This window comes from Streptomyces sp. NBC_00490, from assembly GCF_036013645.1.
Taxonomy (GTDB): Bacteria; Actinomycetota; Actinomycetes; order Streptomycetales; family Streptomycetaceae; genus Streptomyces; species Streptomyces canus_F.
The window spans coordinates 9,087,456-9,103,918 of sequence record NZ_CP107869.1 but is presented as its reverse complement, the minus strand read 5'-3'; the positions used below and the strand labels follow the sequence as shown (position 1 = coordinate 9,103,918).

Here is a 16,463-nt window from a genome sequence, read left to right as displayed (position 1 = left end):
TGCGGGTGCGGTCGATATGGGAGCGCTCCCAAAAGACGGTCGACGGTCATGCTTGTTGCAGGCATGACACCACGTCAACGGTCCGGACGAGACGAAACACTCCGCGGGGTGGCGCGATTTTCGGCTGCGGCGCCATCGTGGCTGGTCGCGCAGTTCCCCGCGCCCCTGAGGGCGTTGCCGAACCGTTCGCCCGGACGGTGACGTGATTCAGGCGGCGGGTACCTCCAGCTTGCTGATGCGTATCGCCCCGCGAGCGTCCCCCGGGTGAGCGCTGGTCAAGGTCAGCCTCAACCGGGAGCCCTCGATCGCCTCGAAAGTGACCAGCGTGGGTTCGTCCGAGGCCGTGGCCCACGCGACCGCCGCGCCCCGTACCCGCACATACCGTTTGCCGTCCCACACCTCGGCCTCGACGGCCGCGGGCAGGCTGTGGACCGCGCTCAGGGTGAAGGAGACCTCGACGCGGTCGAAGGTCCGGGTGCGGCCGAAGTCCACGGAGACCCAGTCCTCGGCCCTTGCCCCGTCGAAGAGCGGCAGAAGGGCCGTGGCGGCCTTGCTGAAGGCGTTGGACCAGCCGGTGGCCGCGTCGCCGTCGAGCATGGCGGCGGGCAGGGTGTCGGGGCGGCCGGAGTAACTGGCGTCCGCGTAGGGATAGTTCGGCGGTGCCGGGTGATCGGGGGTGAAGTCGGCCGCCGGGGTGGCCGCGACCGACCGGGCCGGCCTGGTGCGCAGGTTCGCGGTGCCGGTCCTGAGGCCCTCCGCGCGGGCGGTCACCTTCAGCGCGCCCGGCTCCGTGCCCGCCCGGACGATCGCGAGCGCCTTGCCGCGGAAGGCGGTCCGGGTGCTGGCCTGGTAGCGCTCGGCGCTCTCCTCGCGCCCGTTGTCGAGCCCGGCGAGGGAGCCGCCCTTCACCTCGAAGGAGATCAGGTTCTCCGCGTCCGGTACGACCACTCCGCGGGCGTCGACGATCTCCGCGGTCACGAAGACCAGCGAACGCCCGTCCGCCGAAAGCGTCTTGCGGTCCGCTGTCAGCCGTACGGCACGCGCCGGGCCCGCCGTGCGCAGCACGTCGGTGGCGACGACCTTGCCGCCGCGGCGGGCCACCGCCTTCAACTCCCCCGGCCGGTACGGCACTTTCCAGGTCAGATGGAGCTTGCCCGCGCTGCCGCCCGGGCTGGTGTAACTGCCGGGGTAGGGACCGTCGGTGAAGGTCTTGTCGTCGCCGGTGGCCTCGGTGGTCTCCAGGTACTGCCGGCCGTCGACGGTCTTCTTGGTGTCGAAGGTCCGGGTGCCGAGGGACTTCCCGTTGAGGAACAGCTCGACGGTGGCGACGTTGGCGTACGCCCACACCTCGACCGTGTCACCCTCCGCGTGGTTCCAGGTCATCGGCAGCAGATGGACCATCGGTTCACTGGTCCACTGGCTCCGGAAGAGGTAGTACATGTCCTTCGGGAAGCCGGCCGTGTCGACCGCCCCGAAGAAGGACGCCTTGACCGGGAAGACGTCGTACGGCGTGGGTTCGCCGATGTAGTCGATGCCCGACCACAGGAACTGCCCCGCGAACCACTTGCGGTCCCGGTCCTTCTTGTGCCCGTACTCGCCGCTCATGGTCCAGGAGGCGAGGTTGTTGTCGTACGAGGAGACGGCCCGTCTGCCCGGGGTGTGGTTCTCGCCGGTGTTGAGGTGTTCGGGCTCCTGGTAGACGCCGCGGGTCGAGGTCTCGGAGGACGACTCGGACTCGAAGAGGAACAGATGCGGGTACGCCTCGTGCAACTGGTCCACCGACTTGGCCGTGTTGTAGTTGAGGCCGAGGCCGTCCAGCTTGGCCAGCATCAGATCGGCCGCCGAGCCCTTGGCGGGCAGCCGCCGGTACTTGTCGGAGCCGATGATCAGTGGGCGGGTGTCGTCGACGGCCCTGATGGCGTCGATGATCCGGTCGGCCATGGCGAGTCCGGCGGTGGAGGTGGAGTCGGGGATCTCGTTTCCGATCGACCACAGCAGCACGGCGGGCGAGTTGCGGGCCGCGAGCACCATCTCGGTCGCGTCCTTCTCGCACCACTCGTCGAAGAACCGGCCGTAGTCGTAACGCGTCTTGCCGGTCTTCCAGCAGTCGAACGCCTCCACCAGCATCACGATGCCGAGCTCCTCGCAGACCCGGATCATCTCCGGCGAGGGCGGGTTGTGGGAGGTGCGGAACGCGTTGACGCCCATCGACTTCATGAGGGTCATCTGCCGCCGGATCGCGTCGACGCTGACGGCGGCGCCGAGTGCGCCGAGGTCGTGGTGGAGGTCGACGCCTTTGAACTTGGCGTGGGTGCCGTTGAGGTGGAAGCCCTCGTCGGGGTCGATGCGGAAGGTGCGGATGCCGAAGGGTGTGCGGTAGGTGTCGACGGTCCGGCCTGCCACGCGGAGTTCGGTCAGCAGGGTATAGCGGTGGGGGTCGCCGAAGTCCCACAGCCTGGGCTCGGGAACCGTGAGCTCATGGATCTCCGTCGCCTGCTCGGTGATGTCCGCCGTGGTCGCCCCGCGGGCCACCGTCCGGCCGCGCGCGTCCTTGACCGTCGACCTGATCTCGACCTGGCTCGCGGCGCCCGACTCGTTCGCCACGGAGGTCTCCACCCGGACCACCGCCCGTTCCCCGGTGACGTCCGGCGTGGTGACGTAGGTGCCCCAGCGCTTCACGTGCACCGGCTCGGTCACCACGAGGCGGGCCTCGCGGTAGATGCCGCTGCCCGAGTACCAGCGGCTGCTGGGCAGCCGGTTCTGCACCTTGACCGCGATCACGTTCTCGGTGGTGCCGTCGGTGTGCAGCAGGTCGGTGACGTCGAGGGCGAAGCCGGTGTAGCCGTAGGGGTGGCGGCCGGCCTCGGTGCCGTTGCAGTAGACGTACGCGTCCATGTAGACGCCGTCGAACTCCACCGAGATCCGCTTGCCGGCGTAGGCGGGCGGCAGGGTGAAGGCGAGGCGGTACCAGCCGAGGCCGCCCGGGAAGAAGCCGGTGCCGCTGGTGGTGCCGTTCTGTGGGGTGGGGGCGAGTTCGATGCTCCAGTCGTGCGGCACGGCGACCTGGCGCCAGGCCGAGTCGTCGTAGGCGGGGTCGGCGGCGCCGGCGTAGGCGCCGGTCGGATCGGTGATCCCGCCCGGGTTGACCAGCGCGAAGCGCCAGCCGTCGCGCAGGGCGACCGTGCCGCGGCCCGAGGCGCCCCCGGCGGCGGCCTCGGCGGCCAGTGCCGCCGAGGGACTCAGGAACGCTCCGGCCGTCGGCGCGGCGGCGGAGGCGATCAGGACAGATCTGCGAGTGACCGTCATGGCGTGCGGCTCTCCCTCATCAGGGCCCAGAAGTACTCACAACTGATCGTGAACACACAGATTCTGACGCCGCGCCACACCTGACCGTCAAGAGTGCGCTCACACACGGCTGCCCCGCGCGTCACAACGGCCGGATGTCCCTCTTGCCAGTGCCCCGGGTACGCAGGGGGTTCCCGTCCGCGCGCGAGCGTGACGGACTAGTCTGGAACTCAAGTGACGCACCTGTTCACTGTGAGTGTCCGCGATGGAGTGGCGACGATGAGCCCGGACTACCCGTTCGACGATGCCGCGACGGCACGGGCTGTCATCGACGACCTCGGCACGGTCCGGGAGTGGAACGGCGGCGCCGAGCGCCTGCTGGGCCGCCCCGCTTCCGAGGTCGTAGGTCACCCCGCCGCGAATCTGCTGGTCAGCGACGATCCAGAGGCGGTGTTCACGCCCGGGGGCCCCCGCTGGGACGGCACCGTCACGCTCCGCCACCGCGACGGCGGCACCGTGTCGGTGTGGCTGCTCGCCCACCACAGCCGCTCGCGGGACGGCCGCCCGGGTCACTGGCTCGTGGTCACCCCGCTGGAGGTCACCGCCCCCCCGGACGGCCCTCTCGCCACGGCGGCGCTGGTCCAGTCGCCCTGTGCCGTCGCGGTCTACGACGAGCGGCTGCGGCTGAGACGGGTCAACGACGCCATGGCGGAGGTGATCGGACTGCCCGAGGAGCGCATCCGGGGCCTCAGACTGTCGGAGATCGGCGGCAAGCCGGAGAGCGCGGAGCTGGAGCGGCATCTGCTGCGGGTGCTCGCCTCGGGCCGCGCCGAGGACGTCCAGACGTACATGCGGACCGGCGGGGAGCGGTCCGCGCACGCGTGGCTGGCCCGGATGGCCCCGGTCACCGACGCCGAGGGGCGGGTGCGGGGGGTGTGCCTGGCGGCGCACGACTTCACCGAGAACTACCTCGCCCGGGAGCGGCTCCAGCTGGTCAACGAGGCGAGCGTGCGCATCGGCTCCACCCTCGACGTCACCCGGACGGCGCAGGAGCTCGCCGACGTCTGTGTGCCCGCGCTCGCCGACTTCGTCAGCATCGACCTGCTGGACCCCCAGGAGAACGGCGACCCGCCGCCGGTGCTCACCGCACCGGTCGGGCTGCGCCGCGCCGCGCACCAGTCGGTCAACCCCGGCACCCCCGAGGCCGTCGTCAAGCCCGGACAGCTGGAGTCCTATCCGGCCACCTCACCGCAGGCCGACTCGCTGGTGGCGGGCGGCACCATCGTCGCCACCGTGGCCTCCGGGGAGCTCGACCAGTGGCTGTCCTGGGACCCCGCGCGCAGCGAGCGGGTCCAGGAGTACGGCATCCACGCGACGATGTCCGTGCCGATCCAGGCCCGCGGTCTCACCCTCGGAGTCGCCGTGCTGACACGGTTCCGGCGGCCTGACCCGTTCACACCCGACGACGTGCTGCTGGCCGAGGAGGTGACGGCCCGCGCGGCCGTCTGCATCGACAACGCCCGCCGTTTCTCCCGCGAGCGGGAGACCGCCCTCGCCCTGCAGCGCAGTCTGCTGCCCCGCAAGCTGCCGCGCACCGCCGCCGTGGACGCGGCCTCGCGCTATCTCCCGGCGGCGCGGGCCGGGGTCGGCGGCGACTGGTTCGACGTGATCCCGCTGTCCGGGATGCGGGTCGCGATGGTCGTCGGGGACGTGGTCGGCCACGGCATCCAGGCCTCGGCCACGATGGGCCGGCTGCGCACCGCCGTCCGCACGCTGGCCGACATCGACCTCGCCCCCGACGAACTGCTCACCCACCTCGACGACCTGGTCGTCCGGCTCTCCGCGGAGGCCGGCGGCGAGGGCAGCCCCGGCGAGGTCGGCGCCACCTGTCTGTACGCGGTCTACGACCCGGTGTCGCGGCGCTGCACACTGGCCCGCGCCGGACATCCCGCGCCGGTGATGATCACGCCGGGCGGTGCGCCGCAGCTGGTCGACCTGCCCTCCGGGCCACCGCTGGGCGTGGGCGGGCTGCCCTTCGAGTCCGCCGAGCTGGAGCTGCGGGAGGGCACGGTGCTGTCGTTCTTCACCGACGGCCTGATCGAGTCCCGTGAGCGGGACGCCGACGCCGGTCACGCACTGCTGCGCGAGTCCCTGTCGGTGGCTTCGGAGTCGCTGGAGGAGACCTGCGACCGGGTCCTGCACACCCTGCTCCCGGCGGGCGGCTCCGCCGACGACGTGGCGCTGCTGCTGGCCCGCACCCGAGGGCTGCCCGCCGCCCAGGTCGCGACCTGGCACATCCCCGCCGACCCGGCGCTCGTCGGCCCGATCCGCAAACAGGTCGTCGACCAGCTGGGCACCTGGGACCTCCTGGAGGCGTCGTTCACCGCGGAGCTGGTGGTGAGCGAGCTCGTCACCAACGCCATCCGCTACGGCGCGCACCCCATCCGGCTGCGGCTCATCCACGACGAGACCACGCTGATCTGCGAGGTGTCGGACACCAACCACACGGCCCCGCATCTGCGGCGCGCCAAGACCTGGGACGAGGGCGGCCGCGGACTGCTCCTGGTCGCCCAGCTCACCCAGCGCTGGGGCAGCCGGCACACCACCGAGGGCAAGACGATCTGGGCCGAGATCGGTCTGCTCGACGAGGACGCCTGACGGACGCCCGCGCAGCCTTCGGCCCCGGTCCGTCAAACGGCTGCGACCCTCGAACGAGCGGCATTTGCAGGCCAGTTGGTGCAGCACATCCTGCGCCGCCTCCTCCGCGTCCGCACGGCAGTGCAGGCATGATGGTCGTATGCACTCCGTCGAGCGCATCGGCCGCTACCGGATCCAACGCCCCCTGGGCACCGGCGCGTTCGGGACCGTATGGCTCGCGCACGACGACACACTCGACATGCCGGTGGCCGTGAAGGTCCTCGCCGACAGCTGGTCGCACCGACCGGACGTCCGCGAACGCTTCCTGTCCGAGGCCAGGTTGCTGAGCCGGGCCGGTTCGCCTCGGGTGGTGCAGGTCTACGACATCGGCGAACTGCCCGACGACAGACCGTACTTGGTGATGGAGTACGCCGACGGCGGCACCCTCGCCGACCTGCTCGACGACGCTCCGCTCCCCGTCCCCGAGGCCCTGCGGCTCACCGCGCTGGCGGCCCGTGCCGCGGCCGCGCTGCACGAGGCGGGGATCGTGCACCAGGACATCAAGCCGACCAACCTGTTGCTGCGCACCGGCCCGGACGGCGCCCTGGAGGTCGTCCTCGCCGACCTCGGACCGGCCAGGACGCTCGCCGAGGCGTCCGGGCTCACCACGGCCTCCGGTGCGGCGGGCTACCGGCCGCCCGAGCAGACCGAGCCGAGCGCGGGCGTCGACGCGCGGGCCGACGTGTACAGCCTGGGCGCGGTCGGCTACCACCTGGTCACCGGCAGCGCGCCGGGCCCGCCGGGGAAGGTCGTACGGCCGGACCGGCTGCGCCCGGGCCTGGATCCCCGTGTGCGGCGGGCCCTGATGCGGGCGCTGCGGACCGACCGGAAGCGCCGCCGGCCCGACGCGCGGGCCTTCGCCGAGGAACTGGAGCGGCTGGCGAGGGGCCCGAAACCCCGGCGGAGGCGCCACCGGCTGCTCGGTCTGACGGCCGGGGCGGCCGTGGCCGGTATGGCCTTCACGCACATGGACCACGGGCCGGCTCCGACCGAGCTGCGGATCGAGGACGCCACCGGCCGGGTCGCGGCCGTGGTGCCCGCCACGTGGGCCGGTCAGGTGCGTGGCTCGGGATGGGATCCGCGCGTGCTGGGGCTGCCCGCCGGTCATCAGCCGGGTTTCGCCGTCGCGGACGATCTGGCGCGGTGGCAGGATCTGGGCGCGGACGTCGACGGGATGTTCGTCGGCATGGTCGGGCGGGGCGAGATCACGGCCCTGGTCAACGCCCTCACCCATCCCGGCTGTCACTACGACGGGGCCCGCGACCACACCCTGCCCGTGTGGTTCGGCCGGGTCCGCACATGGAGCGACTGTCCGGGCGGTGGCTCCGTCGTCGAGGCCGGGCTGACTCCCCCGGACGGCAGCGGCCAGCCGCAGCTGTACGTGCAGATCCGGCAGCAGGGCGAGCCGAAGGGCGTCCGGCGTGTCCTCGGCTCGGTCCGGGTCGGGGGCTGAACGCACGAACTTTTCCGGTCGCGCCCGCATCGGACCTCCATGACGGGGCACACCGCGCGGTACGAGGAGTGTGAAGAGTCATGGCGAACACCTACCGGCCGGCCCTGTTCGTGAGTGCGGCCGCACTGCTGGGCCTGCTGACCGCCTGCGGTGACGGCGGCGACTCCGCGTCCGCGCCGAAGACACTGCCCGGCACCGCCGCCCCGGCCACCACCGACGGAACGACGGCCGCGCCCTCGGTGGAGCCGCCCGCCACAGCCGCGCCGCCCTCCCCCGCCGGCAGCACGCCCGGCAAGCCCGGCAGAAGTGCCCGCTGTCACACCTCCGAGCTGGAGGCCACGCTCGGCCGCAACGACCCGGGGGCGGGGCAGGAGAACTTCCCCGTGATCCTGACGAACACCTCGTCCCGTACCTGCACCCTCCACGGCTATCCGGGCGCCGCGTTCGTCGACGCCTCCGGCAGGCAGCTGGGACCGGACCCGAAACGTATCCCCGGCACGCCGGCCACCGTGAAGCTGGCGCCGGGGCAGAACGCGTGGTCGGGGATCACGTTCTCCAACCCGGAGATCAGCGGGGCCCGTACCGCCAACCCGGACGCGCTGCTGGTGACCCCGCCGGACGAGCGGGACCCGCTGAAGGTGTCGTGGTCGGCCGGTGAGGTGCCGGTGTCCGGCAACGAGTCCACGGTGTCCATCACGGTGTTCGACCGGGGCCCCGGCCCCTGACCCGGTAAGGGGGCTCTTACCTGGGCCTGCTTTCATGGACGGGCACGGCTCGACCACGCTCTAAGGATCACCGCTGAACACCCCGCTCGCCGAAACCCTGTCCATAGCGCTGCTCGTCGCCGTGCTCGCCTGGGCGGTCGTCCGCCCCAAGGGCCTGCCGGAGGCGGTGCTCGCGGTCCCTGCGGCGGGGCTGGTGATCGCCACCGGGGCGATCTCCCCGGACCACGCGTGGGCGGAGGCCGAGCGGCTCGGACCGGTGGTCGGCTTCCTGGCCGCGGTGCTGGTCCTCGCCCACTTCTGCGATGTCGAGGGGCTCTTCCGGGCCTGCGGGGCGTGGATGGCCCGCAGCTCCGCCGGGCGCCCCGGCCGGCTGCTGACCGCGGTGTTCGCGCTCGCGTCGGCGATCACGGCCGTGCTCAGCCTGGACGCCACGGTGGTGCTGCTGACGCCGGTCGTGCTGGCCACCGCGGCCCGCAGCGGCGTCCGGGCCAAACCGCACCTCTATGCCTGCGCGCACCTGTCGAACACGGCGTCGCTGCTGCTGCCGGTGTCCAACCTGACCAACCTGCTGGCGTTCGCGGCGAGCGGGCTGAGCTTCACCCGGTTCGCGGCGCTGATGGCGCTGCCCTGGCTGGTCGCGATCGGCGCCGAGTATCTGGTGTTCCGGCGCTTCTTCGAGGACGACCTCAAGGCCCCCGCGGCCCACTCCGACAGCGCCGAGACGCCCGCGCTGCCGGTGTTCGCGCTCGTCACCGTGGGCTGCACGCTGGCGGGGTTCGTCGTGGCGTCCGCGATCGGCGTCGACCCGGCGTGGGTGGCCCTCGTGGGCGCGCTGGTGCTGGCGGGGCGTGCGCTCGTCCGTCGGCAGGCAACCCCGCTCACGGTGGTGCGGTCCGCCGCTCCAGGGTTCCTGGCGTTCGTGCTGGCGCTCGGCGTCGTCGTGCGCGCGGTCGTCGACAACGGGCTCGCCGACGCGCTGCGGCACGTCCTGCCCGAGGGCTCGGGACTGGTGGCGCTGCTCGGGATCGCCGCACTGGCCGCGGTCCTGGCGAACCTGATCAACAACCTGCCTGCGGTACTGGTCCTGCTGCCGCTGACCGCCACGGCCGGTCCCGGGGCGGTGCTCGCGGCGCTGATCGGGGTGAACATCGGCCCGAACCTGACGTACGCCGGATCGCTCGCCACCCTGCTGTGGCGGCGGATCGTGCAGCGCCACGGGCACGAGGTCGGACTCGGGGAGTTCACCCGGCTCGGTCTGCTCGCCGTCCCGGCCGCGCTGGTGCCGGCCACGCTGGCCCTGTGGGTGTCGCTCCAGGTCGTCGGGGTGTGAGCCGGGCGGTCAGCGCCGGCCGCCGTACCCGCCGTACCCGTAGCCGCCGCCGTACTGGCCGTCCCAGGAGCAGTAGTACCCGTAGCAGGGCATGCCGCTGGGGTACGACGGTCCCGTCGGGGTCGGCTGTGCGGTCGACGGGCTCGGGGACGGTGTCGGTGAGGCCTTCTTCTTCGTCGGTGTGGGTGTGGGGGTGGGGGTGGGGGTCGCGACGGGGGTCTTCCGCGCGATGCCGCTCTGCGCGTCCCAGTTGACCACCTCCATCTGGGGGTCGGTCTTGGAGGTGTCGAACACCCAGCGCTGGACGGCGATGTCGGCACGGGACTTGAGGACCACGGCGCCCGTGCCGTCGGTGGCGGCCGGTGTCAGGGCCAGGTCCTGGTCCCAGCGCGGCACCAGGTTGCCCTGGAGGGTGAAGTCGTAGCGGATGTTCTTGGGCTCCGCCTTGTCGGTGCCGGAGCACGGGGCCAGCCGCACCGAGTAGCCGAGGTGGGAGTCCAGGCACAGGTCCGGGTCCGCGACGCTGCTCAGCGTGCCGTCCGTCTCGTACGTCCACTGCTGGTCGGTCTTCGAGGAGCACGTGGTGACCTCGGTCTCCGCGTCCTTGACGGCCTTCTTGCCGACGACGCCGATGCAGAGCCCGGAGTCGACGTTGTGCAGCCGGCCGCGCAGGGTGCCCTCCACGTCCTTGCCGGAGCCGACCCACGAGGAGTCGGAGGAGGACTTGCCCGCTCCGGTGCCGGGCGTCTCGGAGGCCTGGGTGCCGCCGGCCGAGGTGGTGTCGTCCCCGCCGCTGAGGACCGACCACAGGACCAGGGGCAGCACGACCAGACCGCTGACGGTGAGGACCGCGGCGGCGATGTTGCGGCGCCGGGCGGCGGCGCGGCGGGCTTCCTTGCGTGCCGTGCGCGAGGGGCAGGCTCCGCGGGCCGCGCGTGCCGTGCGCGGGGCGCCGGCGGGGGTCACGTCGAAGAAGGGCTCACCCGGCACGACGGGCGGGGCCGACGGCCGCTCGGGCGCCTGAGCCGGCGCGTCCCGCACGGCGGTGCGGGATTCCGCGTAGGCGCGGCCGCCCCATCCGAGGACCGCTTCCGCCAGGGCGACGCCGAGGCCGTTGTTGAACTGCTGGAGCTGGTCGGCGGTGTCGCGGCAGTGCTTGCAGCGGTCCAGGTGTGCGCGCAGGTCGGGGTCGACGTCGACGCCACCGCGCCGGTAGGTGACGTCCAGCATCCTGACGTAGCTGCGGCACTCCTGTTCCGGGGCGAGTTCGCGGTGCACATGGAGGCACTCCTCGCGCAACCGCTCCTGGGCCCGGCGCAGTTCGACGCCGGCGTCCTCCTCGTCCAGGCCCAGCAGGGAGGCCGGAACGGACAGCGGCTCGGCCTCGACCTCGCTGTGCCACAGCAGGCAGCGGGCGGACTGGGGCAGCCGCTGGAACGCGCCGGACAGCAGCCGTCGCTCCGCGGGCGGCAGCAGACGGGCCGCGGCGCGGTCCCCGTCCCCGGTCCCGGAGCGCAGTTCGGGGTGGAGCTGTTCGCGTCGGCGGTCGCCGTCCCACTCCGCGGCGATCCGGCGCACGGTGACGAGCAGTTGGGGACGCCAGGCGGCCGTGGGCCCGTTCTGCCGCAGGGTTTCACCGAAGAGCCGGGTGAAAGCCGCAGTCGTGAGCATTCCGGCGGACCGCGCACTGTCGGTGCACAGCCGGGCATAGGCGAAGGCCGCCTCCCAGTGGCGGTCGAGGAGTTCACCGACGGGATGGAGCGCGGGTGCGGCCCCGGTCCACTTCTTCAGCTCAGCGCTGAGTTGTTCGTCCGTGGCGTCGGCATTCACGGCTGCATTCCTCTCGGGGGCATACAAAACTAAGTCCATACCAAGGGGTATGCGGTCCCGACGACGACAGCTCTTGTGAAGCGTGGGGGACGTACGGGAGCGGTCAAGGCGGGCGGATTCTAATGTCTGCACGCCGACAAGGCATAACCTTTGCACAGGTCAGCGAGATGTAACAAGAGATCATTCAGTTTTGTGCATTGCGTGCGCAGCCAGCTCTATTGACAGCTCGTCAATACTTAGAACCGATCCATGACGCGTTATCGATGCTGTTATGGAGAACGATTTTCACCAGGCGTCGGTCCCAAACCATTGAACGGCCACCCCACCCCGCGTACGGCCGGTCTACGCACGTCACGCTCCAACCATTGGGCCGCCCGCCCGGTACGTGCCGGGCGTCATACCGAATCGCTCCCGGAAGACCCGGTGGAAATGGAAGGGGCTCACGAAGCCCGATGCCGCCGCGACCCGTTCGACGGGCAGGCCGGTGCCTTCGAGGAGCCGCGCGGCGTGCCGCAGCCGTGCCTCGCGCAGCGCTCGCATCGGGGACTCACCGACCTGGCGGGTGAACAGGTGCGCCAGCCGGGAGGGCGACAGCGAGACGTGCGCGGCCAGCGAGTCAACGGTGTGCGCGGCACCCGGGTCGGCGGCGAGGAGCTCCTGGACCCGGCGGACCCGGGGGTCGAGGCCCGGTGCGGGCGCCGGCTCCCGCGCACCGGCGGCCATGAGCAGGACGACCTCCTCCAGGGCGCACAGCGCGAGCTCACGGGCAGCGGTGTCGTGCGCCACGGCGATCCGGTCGTCCGGCCCGGCCGCGGGCTTCACCGCACCCGGCCGGCGGGCGTCGACGAGCATCCGGCAAAACGCCGCCTCGACCCGGTCCCGCGGCGTGGCCGGGGTCGAGGTGACGGCGTACACCCCGTCGCCGGTGCCGTACGGGAGCAGCCAGGGCAGCCACGACGGCCGGGCCTGGCAGTGCACCCACCAGAACCGCCAGTGCCGCGCGCCCGGTGCGACGCCGTAGCGGTGCGGGACACCCGGCGCGAGCACGACCAGGTCCCCTGCCGCGGCCTGTGCGGTGGTCGCTCCCTGCCGCAGCCTCCCCCGGCCTCCCGTGGTCCAGGTGAACAGCCAGCTCGCCGACCCCCGGGGCCGGTTGATGTCGTAGCCCCGCGCCTCGTCGAAACAGCCGAGCATCACAAGGCCCGGCGGCGGCGCGGGGACGTCCGGCGCAGCAGTCTCAGGCAGTCGGTCGGCGGTCACGGGCATCCTCCCGGGAGGTGGGCCGACCTAGCGTGACATGCCGAGGACAGCCGAGCGAGGAGTGAACGCATGACCGTCACAGGCAGCACCCCCGTCCTGACCGAGGCCGGGCTGCGGCAGTTCCGGGAGGACGGGTTCACCGTCGTACGGGGACTGTTCGGACACGACGAGATCGACCGGCTGTGCGGCGAGTTCGCGGCGCTGCACGCGGCCGGGGCGGTGCCGGGGCACTTCGAGCCGCGGGGCGGCACGGATCCGCTGGGTGTGTACCCGCGGGTGATGCAGCCGCACGAGATCAACGCGCGCGCCCGGGACGTGCTGCTCGACGCGCGGTTGCGGGAGGTGCTGGAGACGCTGTTCGGCGAGGAGGTGCTGGCCGCGCAGAGCATGTTCTACTTCAAGCCGCCGGGGGCACGGGGGCAGGCGCTGCACCAGGACAACTTCTATCTGCGGGTCGAGCCGGGGACGTGTGTCGCGGCGTGGGTGGCGTGCGATGTCATCGACCGGGAGAACGGAGGGCTCGAAGTCGTGCCCGGGACGCACCGGATGGACCTGTTCTGTCCCGAGGAGGCGGACGAGGGGGTGTCGTTCGCGCGCGAGTACGTGCCGCCGCCGGCGGGACTGGCGGCGGTGCCGGTCGACATGGCACCGGGGGATGTTCTGTTCTTCAACGGGAGCCTGGTGCACGGGTCGCAGCCCAATCGCAGTGACCGGCGTTTTCGGCGGTCCTTCATCGGTCACTACGTGGGGCGGTCGGCCGAGCGGATCGGGGGGTACTACCGGACGCTGTCGATGCGGGGTGACCGCGTCGCTCTGGCGGAGAGTGAGGGTGCGGGCCCTTGCGGTACGGAGTTCGCACCGCAGGGGCCGCACTAGGTCACATCGCGGATGCGGGAGCATCGTGGCTGGTCGCGCCCACGCGGCGGTAGCCGACATCGATACAGCCCCGCGCCCCTGAGGCATGTTCAGTGGCCGGAGATCGGACGTGCCGTGTACGGCTGCTCCAACTCCTCTATCTCCTTCTCGCTCAGTTCCAGTTCCACCGCCGCCACCGCGTCCTCGATGTGATGCGGTTTGGCGGCGCCCACGATCGGTGCCGCCACCGTGTTCTGGTGCAGGAGCCAGGAGAGGGCCACCTGGGCGCGGGGGACGCCTCGGTCGGTCGCGATGCGGGTGACCGCCTCGACGATGGTGCGGTCGCCCTCCAGGTAGAGACGGCCGCCGAAGTTGTCGCCCGCGCTGCGTTCGGTGACGGTGCCCCAGTCGCGGGTCAGCCGCCCGCGGGCGAGGGGGCTCCAGGGCAGTGCGCTCACGCCCTGGTCCGCGCACAGGGGCAGCATCTCGCGCTCCTCCTCGCGGTAGAGGAGGTTGTAGTGGTTCTGCATGGACACGAACCTGGTCCAGCCGTGCCGCTCGGCCGTGTACTGCATCTTGGAGAACTGCCAGGCGTACATCGAACTCGCCCCGATGTAGCGCACCTTGCCCGCCTTGACCAGGTCGTGCAGCGCCTCCATCGTCTCCTCGACGGGGGTGTGGGGGTCGTAGCGGTGGATCTGGTAGAGGTCGACGTAGTCGGTGCCGAGACGGCTCAGACTGTGGTCGATCTCCGCCATGATCGCCTTCCGGGACAGTCCGGCGGCGTTCGGCCCGGTGCGCATCCGGCCGTTCACCTTGGTAGCCAGGACGATCTCGTCACGGTTCGCGAAGTCCCGCAGCGCCCTGCCGACGATCTCCTCGCTGGTGCCGTCGGAGTACACGTTGGCCGTGTCGAAGAAGTTGATGCCGGCTTCCAGCGCCTGGCGGATCAGCGGCCTCGACGCCTCCTCGTCGAGGGTCCACTCGTGGACGCCGCGGTCGGGCAGGCCGTAGGTCATGCACCCCAGACAGATCCGCGACACGTCCAGGCCGGTCGAACCGAGCTTCACGTACTGCATCGTTGCTGCTCCCGCCTTCCGGATGGTCATGGAGGGGAGCGTACGACGTGAGGTGCGCGCGGGGCCCGGGTGTCAGCCGACGGCTCACCGTCTGAGCAGCTCCAGCGCCTGCGCCCACGGGAACTCGGTCCCCGGCTCCCCCGCGAAGGGCGGGCCGAACCGCACGCCCATCCCCCGCAGTCGTATCAGGCTGTCCTGGTAGGCGGGGTGGGCGGCCAACGCGTCGGCCACGCACGGCAGTACGGCGATGGGGACGCCGAGGCCCGACGCCTCGCACAGGGTGCCCACGGCGAGGGTGTCGCCCAGGCCTGCCGCCCATTTGTTGACGGTGTTGAAGGTGGCGGGCGCGACCACCACGGCGTCCGGCGGCGGGAAGGGGCGCGGGTCGGCGGGGCTGCGCCAGGCGGAGCGGATCGGACGGCCGGTCCGGGCCTCGACGGCGGCGGTGTCGAAGAAGCCGTTCATCGCGACAGGGGTGGCGATGACTCCGACCTCCCAGCCCTCTTCCTGGGCGGCGGTGATGAGTTCGCCGACGCCCGCGGCGATCCCGGCGGCGCAGACGACGACGTAGAGGAAGGGTTTCTCGGCCTGTTCGGTCACCCGCCGACCCTACTGAAGCGGGAAGGTCTTACCGCGCTCGGTCTCGGGCCGCGGTCCGAGGACGCGGCGGTCCTTCTCCTCGATCGGTACGTCGTTGATGCTGGCCTCGCGCCGGGTCATCAGCCCGTGGTCGTCGAACTCCCAGAGCTCGTTGCCGTACGCGCGCCACCACTGGCCGTCCGCGTCCCGGCACTCGTACTGGAAGCGGACGGCGATGCGGTTGCCGTCGAAGGCCCACAGGTCCTTGCGCAGTGCGTAGTCCCGCTCGCGCGCCCACTTCGCGGTGAGGAACCCGACGATCTCCGCGCGGCCGGTGACGAAGGTGTCGCGGTTGCGCCACACCGAGTCCTCGGAGTACGCGAGCGCCACCTTGTGCGGGTCCCGGGTGTTCCAGGCGTCCTCGGCGGCCTGCACCTTGTGCGCCGCGCTCTCGCGGGTGAAGGGCGGCAGGGGTGGACGGTCGGTCATGTCATCCTCCGTGGCCAGAAAGGGAGAACGTGCGTTCTCCAGCAGGCTGCTACCGTAGGAGAACGCACGTTCTCACGTCAAGGAGTGACCCGGCATGGACAGCGCGACCGCCCGGGAGCAGGCACTGGACGCCGCCGAGGAGCTGTTCTACGGCCGGGGCATCCAGTCCGTCGGCATGGACGACATCCGCGGCGCGTCGGGGGTCTCGCTCAAGCGGCTGTACCAACTCTTCCCCGCGAAGGAGCAGTTGGTTCAGGCCTACCTGGAACGCCGTGACGTGCGGTGGCGGGAGCGGCTCGCGCGGTACGTGGAGCGCGAAGAGGACCCCCGGGAGCGGGTCCTCGCCGTCTTCGACTGGCTGGAGGAGTGGTTCGGGGAGGACGGGTTCCGCGGGTGCGCGTGGATCAATTCCTACGGCGAACTGGGCGCGACGTCGAGCCGGGTGACGGCCCAGGTGCGGGCGCACAAAGGGGCGTTCCGCGCCTACCTCGCCGCTCTCGTGGCGGACGCCGGGCTCCCGGACGCCCTGGCCGGCCAGCTGTTCCTGCTGGCCGAGGGGGCGATGGTCACGGCCGGCATCACCCGGAGCACCGAGCCGGCCAGACAGGCGCGGGAGGCGGCCCGGTCACTGATGGACCTCGCCCGGCCGTGACGGCCGCCTCCGCGGGGATCCCCCGTTCCGGGTGATCAGCCGGACGTCGTGATGGCCCCGACGGGGCAGGCCCTGGCCGCCTCGCGCACCATCGGGTCGCCGGCGCCGTCCTCCCGGCCGGGCAGCAGTTCGCTGAATCCGTCGTCGTCCTGGGTGAACACGCCCGGGGCGGCCAGGGCGCACTGGCCGGCCCCGATGCAGACGTCCTTGTCGATGTCGATGTGCATGG

At 71.8% G+C, this 16,463-nt stretch carries 13 protein-coding genes; 6 read left to right on the top strand and 7 right to left on the bottom strand.

The features are described from left to right. Positions 1–207: 207 nt before the first annotated feature. A complete protein-coding gene (locus OG381_RS41555) occupies positions 208–3,306 on the bottom strand; it encodes a glycoside hydrolase family 2 TIM barrel-domain containing protein (protein ID WP_327721134.1) in 3,099 nt (1,032 codons plus the stop codon). Between the two features lie 258 nt (positions 3,307–3,564). Here OG381_RS41555 and OG381_RS41550 point away from each other — a divergent pair, with 258 nt between their 5' ends. The 4 genes from OG381_RS41550 (at position 3,565) to OG381_RS41535 (ending at position 9,490) form a co-directional block, all read left to right on the top strand. After that, positions 3,565–5,943 carry a SpoIIE family protein phosphatase gene (locus OG381_RS41550; protein ID WP_327721133.1) on the top strand — a complete coding sequence of 793 codons (2,379 nt, stop codon included), beginning with the start codon at positions 3,565–3,567 and terminating at the stop codon, positions 5,941–5,943. 139 nt (positions 5,944–6,082) lie between these two features. After that, on the top strand, positions 6,083–7,435 hold the full coding sequence (locus OG381_RS41545) for a serine/threonine-protein kinase (protein ID WP_327721132.1): 1,353 nt from the start codon (positions 6,083–6,085) through the stop codon (positions 7,433–7,435). 80 nt (positions 7,436–7,515) lie between these two features. After that, on the top strand, positions 7,516–8,160 hold the full coding sequence (locus tag OG381_RS41540) for a DUF4232 domain-containing protein (RefSeq protein ID WP_327721131.1): 645 nt from the start codon (positions 7,516–7,518) through the stop codon (positions 8,158–8,160). A gap of 73 nt (positions 8,161–8,233) precedes the next feature. Next, positions 8,234–9,490: an arsenic transporter gene (locus OG381_RS41535; RefSeq protein ID WP_327722694.1), complete on the top strand. Its 1,257-nt coding sequence runs from the start codon at positions 8,234–8,236 to the stop codon at positions 9,488–9,490. 9 nt (positions 9,491–9,499) lie between these two features. Here the strand turns inward: OG381_RS41535 and OG381_RS41530 are convergent, their stop codons facing one another. Both OG381_RS41530 and OG381_RS41525 read right to left on the bottom strand, forming a co-directional pair. Beyond that, positions 9,500–11,359: a ricin-type beta-trefoil lectin domain protein gene (locus OG381_RS41530; protein WP_327721130.1), complete on the bottom strand. Its 1,860-nt coding sequence runs from the start codon at positions 11,357–11,359 to the stop codon at positions 9,500–9,502. A 312-nt stretch (positions 11,360–11,671) separates the two neighbouring features. Then, the gene (locus tag OG381_RS41525; RefSeq protein ID WP_327721129.1) at positions 11,672–12,586 is read right to left on the bottom strand and encodes a helix-turn-helix domain-containing protein; all 915 of its coding nucleotides are present in this window, start codon (positions 12,584–12,586) and stop codon (positions 11,672–11,674) included. A gap of 63 nt (positions 12,587–12,649) precedes the next feature. On the opposite strand from OG381_RS41525, the gene OG381_RS41520 reads away from it, so the two are divergent. Next, the gene (locus OG381_RS41520) at positions 12,650–13,456 is read left to right on the top strand and encodes a phytanoyl-CoA dioxygenase family protein (protein WP_327721128.1); all 807 of its coding nucleotides are present in this window, start codon (positions 12,650–12,652) and stop codon (positions 13,454–13,456) included. 89 nt (positions 13,457–13,545) lie between these two features. On the opposite strand, the gene OG381_RS41515 is transcribed toward OG381_RS41520, so the two are convergent. From OG381_RS41515 to OG381_RS41505, 3 genes are all read right to left on the bottom strand, one after another. Beyond that, on the bottom strand, positions 13,546–14,514 hold the full coding sequence (locus OG381_RS41515; RefSeq protein WP_327722693.1) for an aldo/keto reductase: 969 nt from the start codon (positions 14,512–14,514) through the stop codon (positions 13,546–13,548). Between the two features lie 84 nt (positions 14,515–14,598). Next, positions 14,599–15,114 (bottom strand): flavoprotein, encoded by a 516-nt coding sequence (locus tag OG381_RS41510; protein WP_327721127.1) that lies wholly within the window; start codon positions 15,112–15,114, stop codon positions 14,599–14,601. A 9-nt stretch (positions 15,115–15,123) separates the two neighbouring features. Continuing rightward, positions 15,124–15,582 (bottom strand): nuclear transport factor 2 family protein, encoded by a 459-nt coding sequence (locus OG381_RS41505; protein WP_327721126.1) that lies wholly within the window; start codon positions 15,580–15,582, stop codon positions 15,124–15,126. A gap of 94 nt (positions 15,583–15,676) precedes the next feature. Between OG381_RS41505 and OG381_RS41500 the strand changes: the two genes are divergently transcribed. Beyond that, on the top strand, positions 15,677–16,234 hold the full coding sequence (locus tag OG381_RS41500; RefSeq protein WP_327721125.1) for a TetR/AcrR family transcriptional regulator: 558 nt from the start codon (positions 15,677–15,679) through the stop codon (positions 16,232–16,234). A gap of 35 nt (positions 16,235–16,269) precedes the next feature. Here the strand turns inward: OG381_RS41500 and OG381_RS41495 are convergent, their stop codons facing one another. Next, the gene (locus OG381_RS41495; protein WP_327721124.1) at positions 16,270–16,461 is read right to left on the bottom strand and encodes a ferredoxin; all 192 of its coding nucleotides are present in this window, start codon (positions 16,459–16,461) and stop codon (positions 16,270–16,272) included. Between the last annotated feature and the right edge of the window lie 2 nt (positions 16,462–16,463).

Coding starts and splice junctions, on each gene's coding strand:
- OG381_RS41555 (WP_327721134.1), bottom strand. CDS start 3,306: ATGACGGTCACTCGCAGATCTGTCCTGATCGCCTCCGCCGCCGCGCCG.
- OG381_RS41550 (WP_327721133.1), top strand. CDS start 3,565: ATGAGCCCGGACTACCCGTTCGACGATGCCGCGACGGCACGGGCTGTC.
- OG381_RS41545 (WP_327721132.1), top strand. CDS start 6,083: ATGCACTCCGTCGAGCGCATCGGCCGCTACCGGATCCAACGCCCCCTG.
- OG381_RS41540 (WP_327721131.1), top strand. CDS start 7,516: ATGGCGAACACCTACCGGCCGGCCCTGTTCGTGAGTGCGGCCGCACTG.
- OG381_RS41530 (WP_327721130.1), bottom strand. CDS start 11,359: ATGGACTTAGTTTTGTATGCCCCCGAGAGGAATGCAGCCGTGAATGCC.
- OG381_RS41525 (WP_327721129.1), bottom strand. CDS start 12,586: ATGCCCGTGACCGCCGACCGACTGCCTGAGACTGCTGCGCCGGACGTC.
- OG381_RS41520 (WP_327721128.1), top strand. CDS start 12,650: ATGACCGTCACAGGCAGCACCCCCGTCCTGACCGAGGCCGGGCTGCGG.
- OG381_RS41515 (WP_327722693.1), bottom strand. CDS start 14,514: ATGCAGTACGTGAAGCTCGGTTCGACCGGCCTGGACGTGTCGCGGATC.
- OG381_RS41505 (WP_327721126.1), bottom strand. CDS start 15,582: ATGACCGACCGTCCACCCCTGCCGCCCTTCACCCGCGAGAGCGCGGCG.
- OG381_RS41500 (WP_327721125.1), top strand. CDS start 15,677: ATGGACAGCGCGACCGCCCGGGAGCAGGCACTGGACGCCGCCGAGGAG.
- OG381_RS41495 (WP_327721124.1), bottom strand. CDS start 16,461: ATGCACATCGACATCGACAAGGACGTCTGCATCGGGGCCGGCCAGTGC.